Genomic DNA, 23,134 nt, shown 5'->3' with positions numbered 1-23,134 from the left:
CGCGCCGCAGGCGCATCAAGCGCGCCGCGCATTCAACACGACTTGCGTCAGCACACCCGCCACCAGGCCCCAGAAAGCCGAGCCGATGGACAGCAAAGTCAGCCCCGACGCCGTCACCATGAACGTGACCAGCGCCGCCTCGCGCTGCTTCAGGTCCTGCATCGCGTTGGCGAGGCCACTCATGATCGAGCCGAACAACGCCAGCGCCGCGACGGACACCACCAGCGCCTTTGGCAAGGCCGCAAACAGTGCGGCGATGGTCGCGCCGAAAACCCCGGCGATCAGATAGAAGATGCCGCACCACACCGCCGCCATATAGCGCTTGTTGCGGTTTTCGTGCGCTTCGGGGCCGGTGCAGATCGCCGCGGTGATCGCCGCAAGATTGATGCCGTGCGAACCGAACGGCGCGAGCAGCAACGAGGCGATGCCGGTGGTCGAAATCAGCGGCGCCGAGGGCGTGGTGTAGCCGTCCGCGCGCAGCACGGCGATGCCCGGCACGTTCTGCGATGCCATCGCCACGACGAACAGCGGAATTCCGATGCTGACGCCGGCCGCTACCGAAAACGCCGGCATCGTGAACACCGGATGCGCCAGCGCGACGTGAAAGCGGCTGAAGTCGAGCAGCCCGAGCCCGCCGGCAGCCGCGGTGCCGACGATCAGCGTCGTGACGATCGCGTAGCGCGGCGCGAGCCGTTTGACGATCAGATAGGTGAAAAACATCGTCAGCACGAGCGCGGTCTGGAATTGCGCGGCGCGGAAAATCTCGATGCCGATCTCGAACAGGATGCCCGCCAGCAAAGCCGAGGCGATGCCCGCCGGAATCTTCTTCATCAGCGTGTCGAACCAGCCGGTCAGGCCGACCAACGTGAGCAGCAGCGCGCAGACGATAAACGCGCCGATCGCTTCCGCATACGCCACATGCGGCAGCGAGGACACCAGCAGCGCCGCGCCGGGCGTCGACCAGGCGATCACGATCGGTGCGCGAAAGCGCAGCGACAGGCCGATCGTGCAGACCGCCATGCCGATCGACAAGGCCCAGATCCACGACGAAATCTGCGCGTCGGATAGATGCGCGGCCTGGCCGGCCTGGAACATCAGCACGAGCGAACTGGTGTAGCCGGTCATCATCGCGACAAAACCGGCGACGATGGCGGACAGCGACGTGTCGGCGAAAGGATTGAGGCGCCCGGGCGGCGCGGCGGCCGGGGACAAATGGGGCGTGCTAGACGGACTCATGCAGATGCTTTCTTATCGAAGATGGTAAGGCGAAGGTAGAACGTGCCCTGCTATTTGCTCAGCATGCGCATGGCGGCCTCGAGGCCGGCGAGCGTGAGCGGGTACATGCGATGGCCGAGCACTTCGCGGATCGCGCTGACCGACTGCCGGTACGCCCACAAGCCTTCCGGTTCGGGATTGAGCCACGCGTGATGCGGGAAATGATCGGCGAGCCGGCGCAGCCAGACCGCGCCGGCTTCGGCGTTGTTGTACTCCACCGAGCCGCCCGGCTGCAGGACTTCGTACGGGCTCATGGTCGCGTCGCCGACGAAGATCAGCTTGTAGTCCGAGGTGAATTTGTGCAGCACGTCCCACGTCGGCATGCGCTCGGCGTGACGGCGGCGGTTGTTTTTCCACAGAAAGTCGTACACGCAGTTGTGGAAATAGTAGAACTCCAGGTGCTTGAACTCGGCTTTGGCGGCGGAGAACAGCTCCTCGGTGCGCTTGATGTGATCGTCCATCGAGCCGCCCACGTCCAGCAGCATCAGTACTTTCACCTTGTTGTGCCGCTCTGGCACCATCTTCAGATCGAGCCAGCCGGCGTTCGCGGCCGTGCTGCGGATCGTGTCGGGCAGATCGAGCTCTTCGGCGGCGCCTTCGCGAGCGAAGCGGCGCAGGCGCCGCAGCGCGATCTTGATGTTGCGCGTGCCGATTTCCACCTGGTCGTCGTAATCGCGATAGGCGCGCGCTTCCCAGACCTTGACGGCGGTGCGGTTGCCCGCCGCGTCGCCGCCGATGCGCACGCCCTCCGGGTTGTAGCCGCCATTGCCGAACGGCGACGTGCCGCCCGTGCCGATCCACTTGCTGCCGCCTTCGTGGCGCTCCTTCTGCTCTTCGAACAGTTCCTTCAGGCGCTCCATGAGCTTGTCGAGGCCGCCCATCGCCTCGATCTGCGCTTTTTCCTCCGGCGACAGGTCGCGTTGCAGCTTCTTTTTCAGCCAGTCGAGCGGGATGTCGAAGGCGAGTTCCGAAGCTTGCGCGACGCCTTGGAAATACGCGCCGAACGCCTGGTCGAACTTGTCGAAGTACTGCTCGTCCTTGACCAGCGTGATGCGCGCGAGATAGTAGAACTCGTCGAGCGACGGCGCGATCACGTTGGCCTTGAGCGCCTCGAGCAGCGTCAGGTATTCCTTCACCGACACCGGCAGTTTGGCGGCGCGCAGCGAGTAGAAGAAGTCGATCAGCATGCTGGGTCCTCTGCGGCGGCGGGTGGTCGGGGCGGCGCGCTTTTCAGTGGCGGCCTCGCGACCATCCGGCTCCTGGTCACGATCATCGGCGCTCGTTGAACGCTCGATCAACGGTTATTGCGGTTCATGAAGATCAGCCGCTCGAACAGGCTCACGTCCTGCTCGTTTTTCAGCAGCGCGCCGTGCAGCGGCGGAATGATCTGCTTCTGGTCGGACGAGCGCAGCGCTTCCGGCGGAATGTCTTCGGCGAGCAGCAGTTTGAGCCAGTCGAGCAGTTCCGAGGTGGACGGCTTCTTCTTCAATCCGGCGACGTTGCGCAGTTCGAAAAAACTCTGCATGGCGGCCGCGAGCAGTTCCTTCTTGATGCCGGGGTAGTGCACCTCGACGATCTGCTGCATGGTGACCGGATCGGGGAACTTGATGTAGTGGAAGAAGCAGCGGCGCAGGAACGCGTCCGGTAGCTCCTTCTCGTTGTTCGACGTGATGATCACGAGCGGGCGCTGTTTCGCGCGGATCAGCTCGTGCGTTTCGTACACGTAGAACTCCATGCGGTCGAGTTCACGCAGCAAATCGTTCGGAAATTCGATGTCGGCCTTGTCGATCTCGTCGATCAGCAGCACGGTTTGCTCGTCCGACTCGAACGCCTGCCACAGCACGCCCTTGACGATGTAGTTGCGGATGTCCTTGACGCGCTCGTCGCCGAGTTGCGAATCGCGCAGGCGCGACACCGCGTCGTATTCGTACAGACCTTGCTGCGCCTTGGTGGTGGACTTGATGTGCCATTGCAGCAGCGGCATGCCGAGCGCGGCGGCGACTTCTTCGGCGAGCATGGTTTTGCCCGTGCCGGGCTCGCCCTTGATCAGCAGCGGGCGCTTGAGCGTCATCGCGGCGTTGACCGCGAGCTTGAGGTCGTCGGTGGCGACGTACTGCGATGAGCCTTCGAAACGCATGGCGAGCTGCTCTTTTTTGGGAAAAAACCCAGTATAAGTCAGAAGGCCTGTTGGCCTGAAACCGCCTCGCGTAAGGTGTCTTCCGCGGTGCCGTGGCGTAAAAGAGTGCGCACGCGGCGTCCGCGAGCGGGCCGAATGCTCGCCCGGCGCGCCCGGTGGGCGGGCGAGCCGGGCGAGAGCGGGCTGGGCGGGGCGTCGGTTGCCGTGCTGGCCGCGGTATCGAACGGGTGCGCACCAGCGTGAGCAGCCCATATGCGACGGTGGCCGCCATGCCCCGCGGATCGGCTGCGGCGAAGCAAAGCGGCGCTAGCCGTGGCTTTGCGGCGGCTGGACGCGCCGCCGCCCCGCGCGGTGGACGTTCGGCGCGGCGTCGCGGTACAATTAGCCCGATTTTTTTGGCCTGCGTGGCTACCCTATAAGAATGACGGCGCGGGCCGTTGCCTTCTGGTCGCCCGTTTCCCCTCAAGCCAGGTTACATGCTATGAACAAATTCGTTGGCAAAAACGTCGTGATCGCAGCGCTGTCGGTGCTCGCGGGCTATACGGCCAGTGCGCAGGCAGCGGATGTCGTCGGCAACGCGAAGGCGGGCCAGGGCAAGGTCGCGATGTGTATTGGCTGCCACGGCATCCCTGAATACCGCACGGCTTACCCTGAGGTCTACCGCGTGCCAATGCTCGGCGGGCAGAACCAGGCGTACCTCGAGAACGCCCTGCATGGCTACAAGAAGGGCGACCGCCATTTCGAAACCATGCGCGCCATTACCGCGTCGCTGTCGGATCAGGACATCGCCGACATCGCGGCCTACTACGCAGCGCAAAATTCCTCTTCGAAGAGCAATCCCGACAAGTGACCGGCTGCGGCTCGTCCATCCAGTCACTCGGCTAATAAATTCGCGGGATAGGAGAATTCATGAATAAGCCCCAACAGGCACTCCACACGGTGTTCAAGGCTGCATGCGCGTCGGCGGCAGTGATCGGTCTGGTTGCAGCGAACCTCGCGCACGCGGCCGACGCAGGCAACGGCAAGGTGCTGTCCGACAGCCACAACTGCGCGGCGTGCCACGGCGTGAACCTGAACAAGCCGGTGAGCCCGGAATATCCGAAGCTCGCGGGTCAGCACTCCGACTATGTCTACTTTGCGCTGCGTCAGTATCAGATGGGCAACGGCAACCCGCATTTCGGCCGCAACAACCCGATCATGCAGGCCCAAGTGCAAAGCCTGTCGCAAAGCGATATGAAAGACATTGCGGCTTATGTCGAATCGCTGAACGGCGATCTGGTGCAGAAGAAGTAAGCGCGTCGCACCATCTTCGCGCTGCTTTCGGATTGAACGACACCCCGCTTCGGCGGGGTGTTGTGTTTTTGGAGCCGCGGTCTTTGCCCGCTCGCCCCCGCTCGCCCTTGTACGCGCGACGCCGGCCTCAATCGCGCGTGGCGCGCCGCTCGATGCGCTGCAGATACGCGTCCGTGTCCGGCGGCGTGCCGGTGCGCTGCGCTTCCCAGATGGTTTCGCCAAGGCAGTCCATGATCGCGTGCTGCGCTTCGTGGGTCGAGCCGAGGCGTGCGGCAAGCCGTTCATGCGCCGCGCGAATGCCGGGCGGCTGGTCGATCGAGAGCTGTTCGGTGATCGCCAGATGCATCGACAGATGCAGAAACGGGTTGGTCTGGCCGCGTTCGGGCGAGTAGTCCTGAGCCTGGGCGGCGTCGCCGTCGGTCAGGTCGGCGTGGTATTCGGGGTGTTCGACGATCCAGTCGGCGGCAATGGCCTCCAGCGGCGTCAGAATTTCGCCTTTGCGCTGCTTGCGCCAGGTGTCGGTGAAGAAGAGACGGACTTCGTCGCGGCTGGGATTGAACATCGTGAGACCGTGCGTTGAGTGGGCGTGGGACGTGAGCCTGTGAAGGCGTCGGTTCGCGAAGCGGACGAGCCGACGAGGCAGGGCGTCATTTTACGCCGGGGCGGCGCGGGCTGCTGGCGGCGCTCCGGCGCTGAGCGAGGCGCCGGTTGCGCTTACAGATCCGGCGGCGGCGTTTTCGGCCGGAACTCGCACAGCGGCTCGATCACGCAATGCCAGCATTCAGGCCGGCGCGCCTTGCACACATAGCGGCCGTGCAGGATCAACCAGTGGTGCGCGTCCTGTTTGAACTCGGCGGGCGTGAATTTCTCCAGCGCCACTTCGACCGCGCGAACGTCCTTGCCGGGCGCGAGGCCGGTTCGATTCGCAACCCGAAAGATGTGCGTATCGACCGCAATGGTCGGATGACCGAACGCCGTGTTCAGAATCACATTGGCCGTTTTCCGGCCGACGCCCGGCAGACTTTCGAGCGCTTTGCGATCCTCGGGCACTTCGCCGCCGTACTGGTCGAGCAAAATGCGGCACGTCGCGATGACGTTCTTCGCCTTGGTGCGATAGAGGCCGATAGTCTTGATGTAGCCGGTCACGCCTTCCTCGCCCAGATCGAAAACCTTCTGCGGCGTGTTCGCGACCGGGAACATCTTGCGCATGGCCTTGTTGACCGACACGTCGGTGGCCTGTGCGGACAGCAACACGGCGATCAGCAGTTCGAACGGAGTGGTGTACTCGAGTTCGGTTGTCGGATGAGGATTGAGACTCTGAAGCGTCTCGTAGATGGCGCGGCGTTTGTTCGCGTTCATGCTGGGCGTGACGGTGCGGTTAGCGCTTGTCGGACGGCGTGCTGGTGTCGTCCGCGGCGAGGCCGAGACGGCGGCGGCGTGCTTCGGCGGCGTCGATCTGCGCCTGCACATCCGCGCTCACGCGCTCGGTGTTGAGCGGGCCCTGGCCTTTGGCGGCCAGTTCCTCTTTCTTCTTGCGAGCACGTTCGAGCGCGGCCTGGATAATCGCGCGTTTCTTTGCATCGGCGTCGTCCGCGGCGGGCGCAGCCGATGGCGTCGCCTCGCTGGCCGCAGTTGTTTCGGTAACCTGAGCAGTGGGAGTGCTGCCTGCTCGCCGCGCTGCAGCACGTGCTTCGGCAGCCTCGCGCTCGCGTGCGAGACGCGCTTCGCGCCGGTCGTGGCGCGCGCGCGCGGCGTCGGCCTGCGCCTGGCTCCATGCATTCCAACCGGTCGCTTCACCCGTGACCGGCGGCAAGGCGATGCAGTCGACGGGGCAGGGCGGCACGCACAGGTCGCAACCCGTGCAAAGCTCGACGATCACCGTATGCATCTGTTTCGGTGCGCCAACTATTGCATCGACTGGACAGGCCTGCATGCACAACGTGCAACCGATGCAAACTTGCTCGTCGATAACCGCCAACGGGCGCGGCCTTTCGACGCCATTGGCGGAATTGAGCGGAATCACCGGCTTGCCGAGCAACGCGGCAAGCCGCGCGATGCCTTCGGCGCCGCCCGGCGGGCACTGGTTGTAATTGGCCTCGCCGCTTGCAACGGCTTCGGCATAGGGACGGCATGCGGGGTAACCGCACTTGGTGCATTGCGTCTGGGGGAGCAGATCTTCGATGCGGTCTGCGAGGGTTCTGGTATCTGTCACGGTCACGGCGTGGGGCTCTGACTGGTGCTTTGGCTTGCGGCCGCACAGCTTGAACTAAATAGCACATTATCGCCGATTTCCCCAATTGCCATCCGCAATCCATGTGCCATAATCGAAGCGCTTTTTCGAAAGACCGCAGAAGGGTATTCCCCCAACCAGCCCGTTCAGTGCTGTCGGTGCAAGGCCCGAGGAGAGGCCGGCGGCGCGATCCGGATAACGCGGCTCACGAAGACGATGCCACCATGAATCAGCCGAAAATCAAAAGAGATCCTGAAGGCACACGGCGCCGCATTCTGCTCGCGGCGGCCGAAGAGTTTGCAAATGGTGGGCTATTCGGCGCGCGCGTCGATCAGATCGCTCGCCGCGCGGAAACGAATGAGCGCATGCTCTATTACTACTTCGGTAGCAAGGAGCAACTGTTTACCGCGGTACTCGAGCACGCGTTCAGCGCGCTCAACGAAGCGGAGCGCACGCTCGAACTCAATGGCATTGCCCCGGTCGAGGCCATCACGCGTCTCGCGCATTTTGTTTGGGATTACTACCGCGATCATCCCGAGTTGCTGCGTCTCATCAATAACGAGAATCTGCACGAAGCACGCTATATGCAGAAGTCCACGCGCATCCGCGAAATGATCTCGCCGATCGTCGCCACGCTCGGCGGCATTCTCGAACGCGGTCAACGCGCGGGGCTGTTTCGCACCAATGTCGATCCGCTGCGCTTCTATGTCACGCTGTCCGGCATGGGCTATTACATCGTGTCGAACCGCTTCACGCTCGAAGCCACGCTCGGCCGCGATTTCAGCAGCGCGAGCGAGCGCAGTGAAGTGATTCAGATGAACACCGAGTTGCTGCTCGCCTATCTGTTGCGGAAGTAACGTCGCGCCGCGCACCGAGGCTTCGGGATCCTCAGAAACGACAACGGCCTCCGAAGAGGCCGTTGTTTATCGACTATGCGTGCGACGCTCAGGCTTCGACTTTTTCCTTCGCAACCTTCGGCGCCTTGTTGTGCTCGAGGATGAAGTCGCGCAACTGCGGATAGATGATGGTGCGCCAGCGGCGCCCTGAGAAAATGCCGTAGTGCCCGCACTTTTCCGCGGTGAAGTGACGCTTGTTCGCTTCCGGAATGCCCGTGCACAGATCGTGTGCGGCATAGGTCTGGCCGTCGCCGGAAATATCGTCCAGTTCGCCTTCGATCGTGAAGAGCGCGGTCTTCGTGATGTCCTGCGGTTTCACCCGTTCGCCGGAGACGTCCCACGTGCCTTCGGCAAGGCTGAATTCCTGGAAGACCACGCGGATCGTGTCGAGATAATAGTCAGCGTCCATGTCGAGCACGGCGTTGTACTCGTCGTAGAAGCGGCGATGCGCTTCCGCGTCGTCTTCGTCGCCGCGCAGCAGGCTCTGGTAGTAATCCCAGTGCGACGCCGCGTGGCGTTCCGGATTCATGGCCACAAAGCCGGTGTGCTGCAAAAAGCCCGGGTAAACCTTACGGCCCACGCCCGGATAATTCGGCGGCACCGTGAAGATCACGTTGTTCTCGAACCATTCGTACGAGTGCTGTGTGGCGAGCGAGTTGACCGAGGTCGGGCTTTTGCGCGCGTCGATCGGGCCGCCCATCATCGTCATGGTGCGCGGCGTGTCTTCGCCGCGGCTCGCCAGCAGCGAGATGGCAGCGAGCACCGGCACGGTCGGCTGACACACCGAGATCACGTGCAGATTCTTCGCGCCGATGTGACGGATGAATTCCTGAATGTAGGCGACATAGTCGTCCAGACCAAACTCGCCGGCTTCGAGCGGCACCATGCGCGCGTCGATCCAGTCGGTCAGGTAGACCTTGTGATCCTGCAGCAGCGTTTTAACGGTGTCGCGCAGCAGCGTGGCGTGGTGTCCTGACAACGGTGCGCACACCAGCACGACCGGTTCATCTTTCAATTGGATGACAGCGTCGCTGTCGTCCGCGAAACGCTTGAAGCGCATCAGGCGGCAGAACGGCTTCTCGATGATCGTCTGTTCGATGATCGGGATGTTATGGCCGTCTTTGACAATCTGATGAAGATTGAACTCGGGCTTTTCGTAATCTTTACCAAGCCGGTAGAGCAGTTCGTAACCGGCTGAGAGGCGCGTGGCGCCAGGCACGTAGGCCAAAGGGCTGGCGGGATTCGCAAAGGATTTCGATGCGGCCTGAGCCCAGGCGGTGAGGGGGCTCAACATCGCCCGTTGGAATTCGTGCAGTTGGTAGAGCATGGGTGCTCCGTTTTAAGCGGTTCGCATGGGGCTTCGCAAACACGCCTGTGGCGTTGCAGCGGGCCAAATTGTTTGTAGGCACATTGTTTTTCGGCCGACAGTCTCGTCGATCATATCGAACAAAGCGTACTTGTGCAATGCAGCATTTTACGCGCACATGGCACGCAAACTGTCATTAAATCATGCTACTGGCGATGTTGCCGCGCCGCTATCCGGAGTTGCAGCAGCATCAAGTTCCGTGTCTCCGGTGCCGTTACGGGAGGGGTGCCCGGTTGCCTGCGCCATGGCCTGTTCATGTTTCATCAGGTTCAGGCCGGTGTGGACCAGCGCCACGTGCGAAAACGCCTGCGGAAAATTGCCGACAAGACGCTTCGCAGCCGGGTCGTATTCCTCCGCGAGCAAACCGACATCGTTGCAGAGCGCGAGCAGCCGTTCGTACATCGCGATCGCTTCGTCGATACGGCCTTGCAGCGCCAGGTTGTCCACCATCCAGAACGAACACGCTAGAAACGTGCCTTCTCCCGGCGGCAGGCCGTCGTCGTATTCGGTCGTGCGATAGCGCATCACGAAGCCGTCGTGCATCAGGTCGCGTTCGATCGCCGCCACGGTGCCTTTTACGCGCGGATCGTTCGGCGGCAAGAAGGCGACTAGCGGCATCAGCAGCACGCTCGCATCGAGCTGGTCGGTGCCGTAGCACTGCGAGAACGCGTTGAGCACGGGATTCCAGGCCTTCTCGCAGACTTCCGCATGAATTTTCGCGCGGGTGGCGCGCCATTCGTCGAGCGGCCCGTCGAGCTTGAACATTTCCGCCGACTTGATGGCGCGGTCGTAGGCGACCCACGCCATGACCTTCGAGAAGGTGAAATGCTGCCGGCCGCCGCGCGTTTCCCAGATGCCTTCGTCGGGTTCCTGCCAGATCGTGTCGAGGTGCTTCAGCAGCGCGCGCTGCACGTTCCATGCGGTGTCGTCCGCCTGCAGGCCGCCGACGCGCGCCAGATGCAGCGCATTCATCACTTCGCCATAGACGTCGAGCTGGCGCTGGCCGACCGCGTTATTGCCGATCCGCACCGGTTTCGCGTCCTGATAGCCCGGCAGCCAGTCGACTTCGAATTCGGGCAGGCGCCGCTCGCCGGCGATGCCGTACATGATCTGCAACTGGTCCGGCGCACCGGCCATCACGCGGCCGAGCCAACTGCGCCATGCGCGTGCTTCGTCGTAGTAGCCGCCGCGCATCATCGCGAGCAGCGTGATGGTGGCGTCGCGCAGCCAGCAGTAGCGGTAGTCCCAGTTGCGCGTGCCGCCGAGTTGCTCCGGCAGCGACGTAGTGGGCGCGGCGACGATGCCGCCGGTCGGCTCGTAAGCGAGCGCCTTCAGCGTGATCAGCGAGCGGCGGATCGGTTCGGCCCAGCGTCCTTTGACCGTGCTGCGCGCCGACCATTCGAGCCAGTGATTCTCGGTGCGTGCCAGCGAGGTGTGCGCATCGCGCGCCGGCGGAATGCGCAGATGCGAGGCCGCATAAGCCAGCGAGAACGGCACCCGTTCGCCTTCGCTGATGGTGAATTCGGCGACTGTCTTCATGTCTTCGCCGCGCAAGTCGACCGGCGTGCGCAGCACGGCGGTGTCCGGTCCGACGATCGCCTTGATGCCGCTGTCGTGCTTCAGGCGGTCAACCCACGGAACCGAGAAGCCGTAATCGAAGCGCAGCACCAGTTCCATTTTCATGGGCACCCTGCCGCGTCTGCCGACCACGAGCCGCACCATTTCCGACCAGCCGTTACCCGGCGGCATGAAATCGATCAGCGTGACGGCGCCCTCGGGCGTCTCGAAGTCGGTTTCGAGGATCAGTGTCTCGCCACGATAGCGACGCGTGATGGTCGGCGGCGTGTCCGAGACCGGCGAGATCAGCCAGCGGCCGTTTTCGGGCGTGCCGAGCAGGGCGGCGAAACAGGCGCCGGAATCGAAGCGCGGCCAGCAGAGCCAGTCGACGGATCCCTCGCGGGAAACTAGCGCGGCCGTATGGCCGTCGCCGATGAGCGCATAGTCTTCGATAAGTGCGGGCATGGGGAGCGAGTCAGTAGTGCGCGCGGCGAGTCGCGCCCGCGCGAGGTGTCGTTGAAGTGTCGTTGCCTTTACCCGACTGGCTGGATGCGTTTTGGTTCATCGCCAACGCAGCGAAACGCGGGTTGGTAATTGTCAAATCAATGCCTACAATCAGATTTCATACCGACGCCCGGAGCTTTCCGGATTATGACCCAGCCCCGCCCATGGCGCATACAGACGCCGTTTCCGAGGACTAAAGCTATGCTGAACCCGTCGAAATCTGATTGCATCACGATTCTCTCGGCCGCCAGCGAACTTGCCGACGATTCGATGCTGCCACTCGATCATGGCCGCCTGGGCCTGACCCGCAACGGCTTGATGACCGCCGCCGCCTTTCTGGTCGAACGGGCCTGCTTCCGCCGCTATCAGACAGGCGACGGCCATTATGCCGTCGGCGCGCTGTCGCTGCAGGGACGCCTGCGTCTCGACCAGCTTTCGAACGGTTGACTGACGGCGCTTCATGCACACCGGATGGTGACTTCGCCGCACTGGCCGCAAACTCTCTATGCTTCGGCCGAACGAACGGTGCTTCGCCATGCCGTCCGGGTTCATCGCTTGCATCGAGCTTCACGGCCAGTCGGCGCGTGAAGCTTTCGCACATCTCATGTCCTGACTCGATGCGGGGCGCAGCCGGGCCGGCGCTGCGCCCGGTCGCGCGTTGCATGCTTGCGTAACCCTTGCGTAAGCGCTTGCCGCCGTTCAGAAGTGCGACGACCCCACGCCGAAGATCCCAATGATGCCGATGATGATCAGATAGAGCGCGACGATGTAGTTCAACAGGCGCGGCATGACGAGAATCAGAATACCGGCGATCAACGAAACCAGCGGGCCCAGGCTGAGTGTGACGTTCATGAAGACTCCGTAGTGTGAGACGCGATTAAAAAAACGCCCCGTCAGGCGGGACAATTGCTACTCATGCTGCCGATTGCCGTTGGACCGGATGCCGGTCGGCGGATTCGCTGCATGATCCGACACAACGCTTTTATACTTCTTTCGATAAGAACAACGCTCGACCGATCGCGCGGCAGACCAGCGACACCATGACAACCGATTCAACCAATAACCGCTGTCCGAGGAGGTCATATGCTTCGTCGTCACCGAGCCGCCGCGATGCGTGCCGTTGCGGATTTCCACTTGCCTTCTGCTGCTGATCCCACTTCACGGCGCGTAACGCATGGTCCACTGCGCTCCGCCCGCTCGATAATAAAAGGTTTCGTGCTCATGGTCTCGATTGTTGCTTCGCATGCGTTTGCGCAAGATTCCGGCCCGGCTCCCGCCGACGGCGTCTATGACATGCTGGTCGGCACCTATACCGGCCCAAAGAGCGAAGGCCTGTACGTCTATCGCTTCGACACGAAGACGGGTGAAGCGACACGCCTCTCGGTCGCGCAGACGGTCAATCCGTCCTACCTCGTGGTGAGCCGCGACCGCCGCTTCGTCTACGCGGTCAACGAAATGCCCGGCGACAATGGCCCGGCCACGCAACGCGGCGGTATCAGCGCGTTTCGTTTCGACGCCGCGAGCGGCCAGCTGACCTTTCTCAACAAAGTCTCCTCGGACGGCAACGATCCGTGCTATCTGAGCCTTTCGCCGGACGGCAAGTATTTGCTGACCGCGAACTATTCGGTGGCCGCGGATCCCGGCGGCAGCTTCGCAGTTTTCCCATTGCAGGCCGACGGCCAGGTCGGCGCGTCGGTGCTCACCGTGCATCACGAAGGCGGCGGCCCGGTGAAGGGACGTCAGGACAATTCGCACGTTCACTCCACGGTGTTCTCGCCGGATGGCCACTATCTGTTCGCGCAGGATCTCGGCGCGGACAAGCTGTACTCGTATCGCTACACGCCTGACGGCAGCCGCGGCCTGTTCGGCCCGACCGACTGGCGTTACAACCAGGAAAAAGCCGGCTCGGGTCCGCGCCATTTGGTGTTCGGTGCCGACGGCAAACACGCATATCTGACGAGCGAAATGGCCGCCACGGTCAGCACGTTCAATTACAACGACGGCAAGCTCACGCAGGTGCAAACGTTGCCGCTGACCGAACCCGGCTTCAAGGGCGCGGTGGGCGCGGCGGCGATTCATCTGTCGCCGGACGGGCGCTTTCTGTATGCCACCAATCGCGGCGACGCGAACGACATCGTGATCTTTTCGGTCGATCCCACCAACGGGCACCTGAAGAAAATCGGTCATCAATCGAGCATGGGCAAGTCGCCGCGTGAATTCGCGATCGACCCGACCGGCAACTGGCTGATCGTCGGCAATCAGAACAGCGATACCGTGTATGTGTTCAAGCGCGATCAGCAGAGCGGTTTGCTCGAAGCGAATCCGAAGCATTTCGAACTCGGCGCGCCGGTCGATTTCAAGCTGGTCTCGCCGTCTTAAGACGAGATGCCGACGACGCGGTGAAAGACGAGGCGGGTGATGTCGACGCGCCGCGCGCGGGATGAAAAAACGGGCCGCTGTTATGAAGCGGCCCGATTTCTTTTTTTGTGGTCGATTTCGCGGCGAGGTTGTTTGCGCTTGCGTCTTCGGCCCTCGGAAGCGCCGGCGATCAACTGCAATCAGCGGCGTTCACCGGCCATTCGCCGCTCATTCCGCCTGCCCCGGCGCCAGCACTTCGCGGCTGCCGTTGATGCCCATCGCCGACACGAGGCCCGCGGTTTCCATCTGCTCGACGAGCCGCGCCGCGCGGTTATAACCGATGCGCAACTGCCGCTGCACCGACGAGATCGACGCGCGCCGCGTGCGCACCACGAAGGCGACCGCTTCGTCGTAAAGCGGATCGGCTTCCGCATCCGGCGACTCGCCGAACAGGTCTTGCGCCGCGCCGCCGTCGGTGGCCGGGCCGTCGAGAATACCTTCCTCGTACTGCGGCTCGCCGAACTGCTTCAGATATTCGACGATCCGATGCACTTCCTCGTCAGCGACGAACGCGCCGTGCACACGTTGTGGATAGCCGGTGCCGGGCGGCAGGAACAGCATGTCGCCCTGGCCGAGCAGCGACTCCGCGCCCATCTGATCGAGAATCGTGCGCGAGTCGATTTTTGACGATACCTGGAAGGCCACCCGCGTCGGAATATTCGCTTTGATTAGGCCGGTGATCACATCCACCGAAGGACGCTGCGTCGCCAGAATCAAATGTATGCCGGCAGCGCGAGCCTTCTGCGCGAGGCGCGCGATCAGTTCTTCGATCTTCTTGCCGGCCACCATCATCAGGTCGGCGAGTTCGTCGATTACGACCACGATCAGCGGCAACGGCGCGAGCGGTTCCGGCGCTTCCGGCGTCAGCGAGAACGGGTTGCCGAGCTTCTTGCCCTTGGCCTCGATATCGCGGATTTTCTGGTTGAAGCCGGCCAGGTTGCGCACGCCGACTGCGGACATCAGGCGGTAGCGCTTTTCCATTTCGCCGACGCACCAGTTGAGCGCGTTGGCCGCCAGCTTCATGTCCGTGACCACGGGTGCGAGCAGATGCGGAATGCCTTCGTAGACCGACAGCTCCAGCATCTTCGGATCGATCATGATCAGGCGCACTTCTTCCGGCGTCGCCTTGTAGAGCAGCGAGCAGATCATCGCGTTGATCGCCACCGATTTGCCCGAACCGGTCGTGCCGGCCACCAGCATGTGCGGCGCCTTCGCCAGATCGGCGACGACCGGATGGCCGGTGATGTCCTTGCCCATGGCGAGCGTCAACTGCGAATGCGAGTTCTGATAGACGCTGGCTTCGAGGATTTCAGAGAGGCGGATCGTCTGGCGCCGGGCGTTCGGCAATTCGAGGCCCATGCAGGTCTTGCCGGGAATCGTCTCGACCACGCGGATGGACGTGAGCCCGAGGCCGCGTGACAGATCCTTCATCAAGCCGACGATCTGACTGCCGCGCACGCCGAGCGCCGGCTCGACTTCGAAGCGCGTGATGACCGGGCCGGCCGACGCGCCGACGACGGTGACCGGTACCTTGAATTCCTGCAGGCGCTGTTCGATCAGCAGGCCGGTTTCGATGAGTTTTTCTTCGGAGACCGGTTCGACGTCGATGTCCGCGGGAGCAAGCAGGTCGAGCGTGGGCAATTCGACCATCGATGCCGCGGGCGCGCGGAACTCGAAGCCGTTGGCGGGGCTGTGGCCGCGCAGGGGAGGGCGTGGTTGGACGGCGGGTTCGGTGGGCTCTGTGGCCTCGGTTGCTTCGGTTGCTTCTACGGATGGGGCCGCGTTTGTGAATGGCGCCGCGAGCGATGCCGATGCTGCCGGCGCTTGCGGTGGGATAGCGGCGTTGTCAGGACGTTCTTCAACGGCGAAAGATTCGTAGTCAGCGACATCGGATGCCACGGGCGCGGTCTGAACCGCGAAGCCCGGAAAGCGAACCACGTTCGATGCTTGCGGCGCGAGGTCCTGCGGTGGCACCGCCGTAGGCAGGTTCGACGCATGCGCGTTAGCCGACGAGCCTGAAACCTGCGGCGCGATGCTTTGCGGCGCCGCTGCGGTGCTCATGTTCGCCGCGTGTGCTGCGGTCGGTGTCTCCGAGACGTGCGGCATGACATTCTGCGGCGGCGTTGCGGCGGTTATGTTCGCCTCGTGCCCAACGGTCGACGAGTCCGATGCTTCAGGTACGCCTGACAGGGCAGGGGCGTGCGCCGTTTCGGTTTCGACGGGCGTGGCGGACTCGACAGCGCGCGCCATGTTCAGCGATGGCATGGCGTCATGCGTCGGGCCGGCTCCGCTCGACACACCGACGCGGCTGACACCCGGCACGCTCGATGACGAAGCCGTGTGCTGCGCGAGTACCGCATCGAGTTCGGCTTCCCAAGGCGCGAGCGTTTTTTCGATCACCACTTCAGCAGCCGACGCAGGCGCGGCGAGCTGCGGCTCGACGCGCGGTGCGATGACTTCTGAATGGTCCGCAGCCTGGCTGAGCGTCGGTGCGGTTTCAACGCTCGGGCTCGTGTGATGGTCGGCGTATGTTGTCGATACAGTCGGATCGTCTTCGAACGACGTTTCATCCTCGTGCGCTTCGCTTGCTTGCAACTGCGCAGCGAAAACCTGGAACGGCGTCGGTGTAGCGGCCGGCGGCACATGCTGCGATCCAGGTGCAGGTGCAGGTGCAGGTGCAGGTGCAGGTGCAGGCGAAACAATCGACACGTGCTCAACCACTGGCGCAGTTATTGGCGCAGGCGTAGACGTAGACACAGACACTGGCGCAGACGTCGGCGCTGGCGTAGCAACCAGCCCGTGCTCACCCACTGGCGCCGCCGTCAACGACGGTCGAATAATCGGCGGCTCGATTGGCCACTGCACGACGGGCTCGTGGCTCACTTCGGGCGGCACCTCGACCACTGCTTCCATGCGCGGCGTGTCGGGCGGGGCGTCTGACGCGTGATCGGCCGGGGCGCTGTCTGCAGCTTCAAGCGAAGGGCGATGCGCATCCGGCGTCAAAGCCGCTTCAGCCGCATCCGTTCGTGGCACATCGACAATCGACTGCTCAGGCTCGAACGACGGCGCCGCGTTCGGCGCGTCCGTCACTTTCGCATTTTCCGAGCCGGTGCTGCGCGCGAGGCTCACGCCCGCAATATCGGTCCAGCGTGCGGCGTTTTCCGCGATGCTGCGAAGGGTCTCCTGGACGCTGGCAGGTGGCGTGACTTTCTGCGTCACCGGCATTGGACGCGTGTAGCTCGGTGCCGGCCGGCTCGCTGCTCGCGTCGGCGTGACTTCGTTCGAACGCGGGGCGCGCGAGAAAGCTTGCCGGGGCGCCGACGTGCGGTTGACGGAAGCCGCCGAGGCCGCTGTGTCATGGGCCATCGTCGAAGGACGGCCCGCGCCGGCCGCCGCATTTCCAACTGAACCTGCGGCGGAATGAGAGCCCACGCTGCCCGACACGGCCCGCGCCGTTGCTGATGACGTATGCACCGCTGCCTGAGTTACCTTGGCGGCAGCACCCGCAGCTCCCGCAGCTCCCGCAGCGAAAGCGCTCCCGGCTACCGATCCCACGTGCCGTTGCTCGCCGGCAGAACGACGTCCAACCTGCGACGCGCCAACGCGAGCGGAAGCTCCGGAAGCTCCAGACACCCCCGACCCTGCTGCCGCACCCGAGACTGATCCCGCCATCGATCCTGCTCCCGGCAGAGCCGCCCGCGTCCCCGACTCGCGCAACCAGCCGGCCGGCGCAACCGGTTCAGCCGGCATCCAGGCAGCCTTGTCCGCTTTGAGTGGTTGCGTTTGCATCGGCCCATGTCGCGGCGGTGTCGCCGCGGCGCCCGTGCGCAGCACCGGCTCGGTCTGCGTCGCCTGGCCGCGCGGCGCGGCCGCGCCAGTGCGCCAACTCGCTGCACCGCTACGCGCCGCTGCATCCTTGCCCGCCACGCTCGCTGCGGCACCAACCGCAGCCGCGTCGCGTCCACGCGCCGGCGGACGCCAGACCGTCGGGCGCGCGTAACGACCATTGGTTTTAGGGGCCATCGTATTGGTGGCCGGCGAAACATGCGACGGCAAACCGTCATCGACGCTGCGATGGCGGCGCGCTTCCTCGTCGCGTTTCGCGAGGCCGCGCGACAGGCCGAGGCCGAACGCGCCGTCGGCCCAGGCAGCGAAATCGCGCCAGCGGAAGTCGATCAGCCAGGGCAGGCTGATGAAAAGCAGCGCGAGCGCTGCGAGAGGCGTGCCGATATGCCCGAGCAGATGGCCGAAGCCCGTGGCCAGCGCATGGCCGAAGCCGTTCACGCCGGCCATGCCGATCAGCGACGCCTCGAGTGTGCAGCTCGCCACCAGCACGCAGACGAAGCCGAGCCACAGCCGGATCGTGCCGGGGCCGCGCAGACCCGCGCCGCCCGGCAGAACCGACTTCACGAGACGCCACAAAAGAGGAATGAACCAGACGGCTGACCCGCCGAACCAGCCGAAAACTACCGTGTGCATACTAGACATCAACGAATGACGGACGCGCAAAAACGCAATCCGACGAGTTTAACCGGCGAAGCCCGATGCTTCGAAGGCAGACGCAAGTATGCTGGCGTCCAATTGAAAAACAGACCGGCGCGCGGCGTGCCGTCGGTGAAAAACAACGGCTGTCGGGACAGCCTTCACCCGTCATATGGACCGTCTGGCGCGCGGCGCCGCTGTGCAGCCCGCTTCGGTCAGCAGCGCGCCGAGGCGTCGACGGGAGGATCCGCGACGCGTTCATTTCGCGCTGCTGTCGAAGGTCAGCGTGTCGCCGTTGTCGAGCACCAGTTGCATCTGCTGCGGCGCGCGCATCTGCACGCCGGTGCGGTCGATGTGCGTGAGCGCATTGAGATAGGCGCCTTCGATCTGTCCGCCCGGCGTCATGCATGCCATGCGCGTGCCGCCGAGCGTGCCGAAGCTCAGCTTGCCGTCTTTCAGCGCGTACGAGCCCATGTAACGGTTGCAGCCGGAAAAGCCGCTGGCGTGGCGCTGGCCGGTCGAGGTCGAAAGCGTGAGGGTAATCGGCGCGCCCTGGTCGGCGGACGGAATCGCGCGCGCCGTGCCGTCGGCCTGTTTCCAGGCGCTCAACACCCAACTGGTGTCGTCGAGCAGTTGCGCGGCGGCGGGATTGAATGGATCGGGCGCGGCGGCTTGCTCGTCGGGATGTTTCGGGATCGCACAGGCGCCCAACAGCGCGGCGACGCTCAACGCGGCAATGGCGGTGCGCAGATACGGGGTGAAGCGCGCAATACGTCGCGCGGAGGAGCTTTGGAGCATGGCGTCGTTCCTCTTCAAACTGGCGAAGGCGTAAGGGTAACGCACTAAGCTCGCCGCACGCGAGAGCAACGGCACGCGAAAGCGCTGATTCGGAGCGCCGCGGCGCCCTTGCGCGCCGCCTGCTTGCTACGCCGTTGCCCTGCACGCGTGAAGCATGGTGCGGCCGCCGCGAGCAAGGCGCGGCGAGGGGCCCGCATGTTAACATCGTGCTCTACCCAATCCCACCCTCATCCGACTTTTATCTGGAGACCTCATGCAGATCGGCCAACGGATCGGCACACCCCTTTCTGAATCCGCCACGCGCGTCATGCTGCTCGGCGCCGGCGAGCTCGGCAAGGAAGTGATCATCGCGCTGCAGCGGCTGGGCGTCGAAGTGATCGCCGTCGACCGTTACCCGAATGCGCCGGGTCACCAGGTGGCGCACCGCGCGCACGTGATCGACATGACCGACCGCGCCGCGTTGCGCGCGCTGGTCGAACAGGAGCGCCCGCACCTGATCGTCCCCGAGATCGAGGCAATCGCGACCGACGCGCTCGCCGCTATTGAAAGCGACGGTCTCGCCGAAGTGATCCCGACCGCGCGCGCCACGCAGCTCACCATGAACCGCGAAGGCATCCGCCGTCTCGCCGCCGAGGAACTCGGCTTGCCGACCTCGCCGTATGCCTTCGCCGATTCGCTCGACGAGCTGCGCGCGGGCATCGCCAAAGTCGGCTATCCGTGTGTGGTGAAGCCGGTCATGTCGTCGTCGGGCAAGGGGCAGTCGGTGCTGCGCAGCGACGCCGACGTCGAACCCGCATGGCAATACGCGCTGGCCGGCGGCCGCGTGAATCACGGCCGCGTGATCGTCGAAGGCTTTATCGACTTTGAATACGAAATCACGCAATTGACCGTGCGCGCCATCGATCCGGCAAGCGGCGAAGTCAGCACGTATTTCTGCGACCCGATCGGCCACGTGCAAGTGGCGGGCGACTACGTCGAATCGTGGCAGCCGCAGCCCATGAGCCCGCTCGCGCTGGAACGCTCGCGCGAGGTCGCGCACAAGGTGACGGCCGCGCTCGGCGGCCGCGGCCTGTTCGGGGTGGAACTTTTCGTGCGCGGCGATGACGTATGGTTTTCGGAAGTGAGTCCGCGTCCGCACGACACGGGTCTCGTCACGCTGTGCTCGCAACGCTTTTCGGAATTCGAATTGCATGCGCGCGCGATTCTCGGTTTGCCAGTGGATACGTCGTTGCGGGCGCCGGGTGCGTCGGCGGTGATTTACGGCGGGCTCGACGAGGCAGGCATTGCCTTCGAAGGCGTCGCCGCGGCATTGGCGGTGCCGAACTCGGACTTGCGTCTATTCGGCAAGCCGGAGAGTTTCATCAAGCGCCGCATGGGCGTGGCGCTCGCCACCGGCGAGAACACGGACGAAGCCCGTTCGCGCGCGAAGCAGGCCGCAGCGGCCGTGCGGCCGGTGTCGGCAAAGTAAGTCGCGGCGCAACGCATGGCGAATCGCTGTAATGAGGCGATTTGCCATGCGCTGCCCGACCCGCGTGCCCGGCACCATTGCCGCGCGCGCAATCTGAATGATTGGGCTCGTCGGGCTCATCGGAGTAAAGGTACGTATGGCGCTGGAAATCCGCAACACCACGCGGCGCGCTTGGACCGGCCGTCTCTGCGCACTCGGCGTGCTGCTCGCGCTGTGCGCGGGATTGTCGGGGTGCGGCCTCGCGGCGGCGCCGTGCCGGGTCGCCTCGGCAGGCTTGAAGATCGTGCCGCTGGTGGGGCATGTCGCCGCCGCGCCGACCGACGCGTGCGCCGACGTGATCGATCCATAACCGATCCGTCGTCGGACGTTTAGCCGCAGCGCGAGGCGCAATGGGCGGCGCGTCACCCGTGTTAGATTGGTAGCAACGATCGAGGCATCCAATGAAGAAATGGCTTGTTGCAGTCGCCACAGCGGCGGGTCTCGCGGCGCTATACAGCGAGGCGTGGGCCGCGCCGTTGCAGTTCTCCGAGATTCAGACCAAAAACCGTCAGACGCACAAATACACCTGCGCGACCGGCAAGATCCTGCAAGTCACTTACTGGAACACGGCGAACGGCCAAAGCTTCGCGCTCGTGCCGGTGAAGGGCAAGCAACTGCTGTTCGTCAACACGCTGTCGGCGTCCGGCGCGAAATATCAGGCCGGCAGCTACACGTGGTGGACCAAGGGCCCGCGCGCCGACCTGTATGACGCCATGGCCGGCCAAGACGCGCCGCCCATGCTTTCCGACTGCATCGCCATCAATCGCTGAGTGCGAGATATGGCGGCATTCTCCACCCATGCCGCCGTTTCTTCTTTCCCCCTGCCTTGCGGCGCTGTCCGCCGGCGCACACCGTTTCCATTCGAGTAGTAAGCTGTCCCGCATGGCATTGCCGCCGTGCCGCCGCGTCATGCCGTCGTAGTCATGCCGGGCATTGCCGGCGTCGTTTTCGATCGCCAGTTTCCGGGCCCCGGCGACGGGGTCGCGGCCCGCGTCCGTATCATCAAGCGAGACCCTCAATGAAAGCATCGGACCTGTTCGTCAAATCGCTGGAAGCCGAAGGTGTCGAGTACGTGTTCGGCATTCCCGGTGAAGAAAATCTCGATCTGCTCGAATCGCTGCGCCGCTCGAAAATCCGTCTGATCCTCACGCGCCACGAACAGGCGGCCGGCTTTATGGCCGCCACGTACGGCCGTCTCACCGGGCGCACGGGAGTGTGTCTGGCCACCCTCGGACCGGGCGCGACCAACTTCGTGACCGCCGCGGCCTACGCGCAACTCGGCGGCATGCCGATGCTGATGGTCACCGGGCAAAAGCCGATCAAGTCGAGCAAGCAAGGACATTTTCAGATTGTCGACGTGGTGCGCATGATGGAGCCGCTCACCAAGTACACGCGGCAGATCGTGTCGATCGCCAATATTCCGGCGATGGTGCGCGAGGCGGTTCGTCAGGCGGAGGAAGAGCGGCCGGGCGCCACGCACCTTGAATTGCCCGAAGACGTCGCGCATGAAGAAGGCGACGGCAAGCCGATTCCGAAGAGCTACAGCCGCCGTCCCGTCGCCGAGGAAAAAGCCGTGGCGCGCGCGGTCGAGGCGATCACCAGCGCGAAGCATCCGTTGCTGATGATCGGCGCGGGCGGCAATCGCAAGACCACCACCAAGATGCTGCGCGAGTTCGTCGACCAGATCGGCATTCCGTTCTTCACGACGCAGATGGGCAAGGGCGTGATCGACGAATCGCACCCCATGTGGCTCGGCAATGCGACGCTCTCCGACGGCGACTTCGTGCACCGCGCGATCGACCACGCGGACTGCATCATCAACGTCGGTCACGACGTGATCGAGAAGCCGCCGTTTTTCATGCGCAGCGGCGACGCGGGCGAGAAAACGGTGATTCACGTCAACTTTCTCGGCGCGGAAGTGGACACCGTGTACTTCCCGCAGATCGAAGTGGTCGGCGATATCGCCAACGCGGTGTGGCAACTCAAGGAAAGCCTCAAGGAGCGGCAGGAGCATTGGGACTTCACGCGCTTCAAGGAAATCAAGGAGCACTTCGAGGCGCATCTGGCCAAAGGCCAGCACGACGACCGCTTTCCCATGTATCCGGTGCGCGTCGTCAACGACGTGTACGAGACCACGCCGGTGGACGGCATCGTGTGTCTGGATAACGGCATGTACAAGATCTGGTTCGCCCGCTACTACCGCGCGCACGAACCGAATTCGCTGCTGCTCGACAACGCGCTGGCGTCGATGGGCGCGGGCTTGCCGTCCGCGATCGCCACCAAGATCGTGCACCCGGACCGCAAGGTCATGGCCGTGTGCGGCGACGGCGGCTTCATGATGAACTCGCAGGAACTGGAAACGGCCGTGCGTCTGAAACTGGATCTGGTGATTCTGATCGTGCGCGACGACGCCTTCGGCATGATCCGCTGGAAGCAGGAAAACATGAACTTCCCGGACTACGGCATGACGCTGAGCAATCCGGATTTCGTCGCGTATGCCGAGAGCTACGGGGCGAAGGGGCACCGCATCGAAACGGCGGGGGAATTCGCGCCGCTGCTGCGCGAATGTTTCGCAACGCCCGGCGTGCATGTGATCGATCTGCCGATCGACTATTCGGACAACGAGCGCGTGCTGAATCGCGAAATCAAGCGGCTTTCGGCGCAACTGTGA

20 protein-coding genes are annotated in these 23,134 nt (G+C 63.8%); 9 read left to right on the top strand and 11 right to left on the bottom strand.

Annotated elements, in window-relative coordinates:
• Window positions 1-15 precede the first annotated feature (15 nt).
• The 3 genes from B0G71_RS14610 to B0G71_RS14600 form a co-directional block, all read right to left on the bottom strand.
• Window positions 16-1,236 carry a benzoate/H(+) symporter BenE family transporter gene (locus tag B0G71_RS14610; RefSeq protein WP_116142512.1) on the bottom strand — a complete coding sequence of 407 codons (1,221 nt, stop codon included), beginning with the start codon at window positions 1,234-1,236 and terminating at the stop codon, window positions 16-18.
• Window positions 1,237-1,286: 50 nt separating this feature from the next.
• Window positions 1,287-2,462 (bottom strand): VWA domain-containing protein, encoded by a 1,176-nt coding sequence (locus B0G71_RS14605; protein ID WP_116142511.1) that lies wholly within the window; start codon window positions 2,460-2,462, stop codon window positions 1,287-1,289.
• Between the two features lie 107 nt (window positions 2,463-2,569).
• Window positions 2,570-3,412, bottom strand: coding sequence for a MoxR family ATPase (locus B0G71_RS14600; RefSeq protein WP_012432267.1), 843 nt, complete (start codon window positions 3,410-3,412; stop codon window positions 2,570-2,572).
• Window positions 3,413-3,893: 481 nt separating this feature from the next.
• Here B0G71_RS14600 and B0G71_RS14595 point away from each other — a divergent pair, with 481 nt between their 5' ends.
• Window positions 3,894-4,262: a c-type cytochrome gene (locus B0G71_RS14595; protein ID WP_106280215.1), complete on the top strand. Its 369-nt coding sequence runs from the start codon at window positions 3,894-3,896 to the stop codon at window positions 4,260-4,262.
• Between the two features lie 59 nt (window positions 4,263-4,321).
• Window positions 4,322-4,705: a c-type cytochrome gene (locus B0G71_RS14590; protein WP_106280217.1), complete on the top strand. Its 384-nt coding sequence runs from the start codon at window positions 4,322-4,324 to the stop codon at window positions 4,703-4,705.
• Window positions 4,706-4,832: 127 nt separating this feature from the next.
• On the opposite strand, the gene B0G71_RS14585 is transcribed toward B0G71_RS14590, so the two are convergent.
• From B0G71_RS14585 to rsxB, 3 genes are all read right to left on the bottom strand, one after another.
• A complete protein-coding gene (locus B0G71_RS14585; protein ID WP_012432270.1) occupies window positions 4,833-5,267 on the bottom strand; it encodes a DUF1841 family protein in 435 nt (144 codons plus the stop codon).
• A 152-nt stretch (window positions 5,268-5,419) separates the two neighbouring features.
• A complete protein-coding gene (nth, locus tag B0G71_RS14580) occupies window positions 5,420-6,064 on the bottom strand; it encodes an endonuclease III (protein ID WP_116142510.1) in 645 nt (214 codons plus the stop codon).
• Between the two features lie 19 nt (window positions 6,065-6,083).
• Window positions 6,084-6,917 carry an electron transport complex subunit RsxB gene (rsxB, locus tag B0G71_RS14575; RefSeq protein ID WP_116148609.1) on the bottom strand — a complete coding sequence of 278 codons (834 nt, stop codon included), beginning with the start codon at window positions 6,915-6,917 and terminating at the stop codon, window positions 6,084-6,086.
• A 242-nt stretch (window positions 6,918-7,159) separates the two neighbouring features.
• On the opposite strand from rsxB, the gene B0G71_RS14570 reads away from it, so the two are divergent.
• Window positions 7,160-7,792 (top strand): TetR/AcrR family transcriptional regulator, encoded by a 633-nt coding sequence (locus B0G71_RS14570; protein ID WP_012432273.1) that lies wholly within the window; start codon window positions 7,160-7,162, stop codon window positions 7,790-7,792.
• A gap of 88 nt (window positions 7,793-7,880) precedes the next feature.
• Here the strand turns inward: B0G71_RS14570 and B0G71_RS14565 are convergent, their stop codons facing one another.
• Both B0G71_RS14565 and B0G71_RS14560 read right to left on the bottom strand, forming a co-directional pair.
• The gene (locus B0G71_RS14565; RefSeq protein WP_116142509.1) at window positions 7,881-9,158 is read right to left on the bottom strand and encodes a polyhydroxyalkanoate depolymerase; all 1,278 of its coding nucleotides are present in this window, start codon (window positions 9,156-9,158) and stop codon (window positions 7,881-7,883) included.
• 180 nt (window positions 9,159-9,338) lie between these two features.
• The gene (locus tag B0G71_RS14560) at window positions 9,339-11,219 is read right to left on the bottom strand and encodes a glycoside hydrolase family 15 protein (protein ID WP_116142508.1); all 1,881 of its coding nucleotides are present in this window, start codon (window positions 11,217-11,219) and stop codon (window positions 9,339-9,341) included.
• A 240-nt stretch (window positions 11,220-11,459) separates the two neighbouring features.
• Here B0G71_RS14560 and B0G71_RS14555 point away from each other — a divergent pair, with 240 nt between their 5' ends.
• On the top strand, window positions 11,460-11,705 hold the full coding sequence (locus tag B0G71_RS14555; RefSeq protein WP_116119369.1) for a hypothetical protein: 246 nt from the start codon (window positions 11,460-11,462) through the stop codon (window positions 11,703-11,705).
• A gap of 252 nt (window positions 11,706-11,957) precedes the next feature.
• On the opposite strand, the gene B0G71_RS14550 is transcribed toward B0G71_RS14555, so the two are convergent.
• The gene (locus B0G71_RS14550; RefSeq protein WP_007175701.1) at window positions 11,958-12,110 is read right to left on the bottom strand and encodes a DUF3096 domain-containing protein; all 153 of its coding nucleotides are present in this window, start codon (window positions 12,108-12,110) and stop codon (window positions 11,958-11,960) included.
• 231 nt (window positions 12,111-12,341) lie between these two features.
• Here B0G71_RS14550 and B0G71_RS14545 point away from each other — a divergent pair, with 231 nt between their 5' ends.
• Window positions 12,342-13,637, top strand: coding sequence for a lactonase family protein (locus B0G71_RS14545; RefSeq protein ID WP_116142507.1), 1,296 nt, complete (start codon window positions 12,342-12,344; stop codon window positions 13,635-13,637).
• A 207-nt stretch (window positions 13,638-13,844) separates the two neighbouring features.
• Here B0G71_RS14545 and B0G71_RS14540 read toward each other — a convergent pair whose 3' ends face one another.
• Together B0G71_RS14540 and B0G71_RS14535 are read right to left on the bottom strand one after the other, a co-directional pair.
• Complete coding sequence (locus B0G71_RS14540; RefSeq protein ID WP_116142506.1) at window positions 13,845-18,155, bottom strand: DNA translocase FtsK; 4,311 nt, start codon at window positions 18,153-18,155, stop codon at window positions 13,845-13,847.
• Window positions 18,156-18,416: 261 nt separating this feature from the next.
• Complete coding sequence (locus tag B0G71_RS14535) at window positions 18,417-18,956, bottom strand: META domain-containing protein (protein ID WP_116142505.1); 540 nt, start codon at window positions 18,954-18,956, stop codon at window positions 18,417-18,419.
• A 253-nt stretch (window positions 18,957-19,209) separates the two neighbouring features.
• On the opposite strand from B0G71_RS14535, the gene purT reads away from it, so the two are divergent.
• From purT to B0G71_RS14515, 4 genes are all read left to right on the top strand, one after another.
• A complete protein-coding gene (purT, locus tag B0G71_RS14530; protein ID WP_116142504.1) occupies window positions 19,210-20,424 on the top strand; it encodes a formate-dependent phosphoribosylglycinamide formyltransferase in 1,215 nt (404 codons plus the stop codon).
• A 136-nt stretch (window positions 20,425-20,560) separates the two neighbouring features.
• Window positions 20,561-20,773 carry a DUF6726 family protein gene (locus B0G71_RS14525; RefSeq protein WP_116142503.1) on the top strand — a complete coding sequence of 71 codons (213 nt, stop codon included), beginning with the start codon at window positions 20,561-20,563 and terminating at the stop codon, window positions 20,771-20,773.
• Window positions 20,774-20,864: 91 nt separating this feature from the next.
• A complete protein-coding gene (locus B0G71_RS14520; protein ID WP_106280236.1) occupies window positions 20,865-21,233 on the top strand; it encodes an MliC family protein in 369 nt (122 codons plus the stop codon).
• Window positions 21,234-21,481: 248 nt separating this feature from the next.
• On the top strand, window positions 21,482-23,134 hold the full coding sequence (locus B0G71_RS14515) for an acetolactate synthase large subunit (RefSeq protein ID WP_106280237.1): 1,653 nt from the start codon (window positions 21,482-21,484) through the stop codon (window positions 23,132-23,134).

This window comes from Paraburkholderia sp. BL27I4N3 (genome assembly GCF_003386115.1).
In the GTDB taxonomy this organism is placed as follows: Bacteria; Pseudomonadota; Gammaproteobacteria; order Burkholderiales; family Burkholderiaceae; genus Paraburkholderia.
This window is presented reverse-complemented; position numbering and strand designations above follow the sequence as displayed.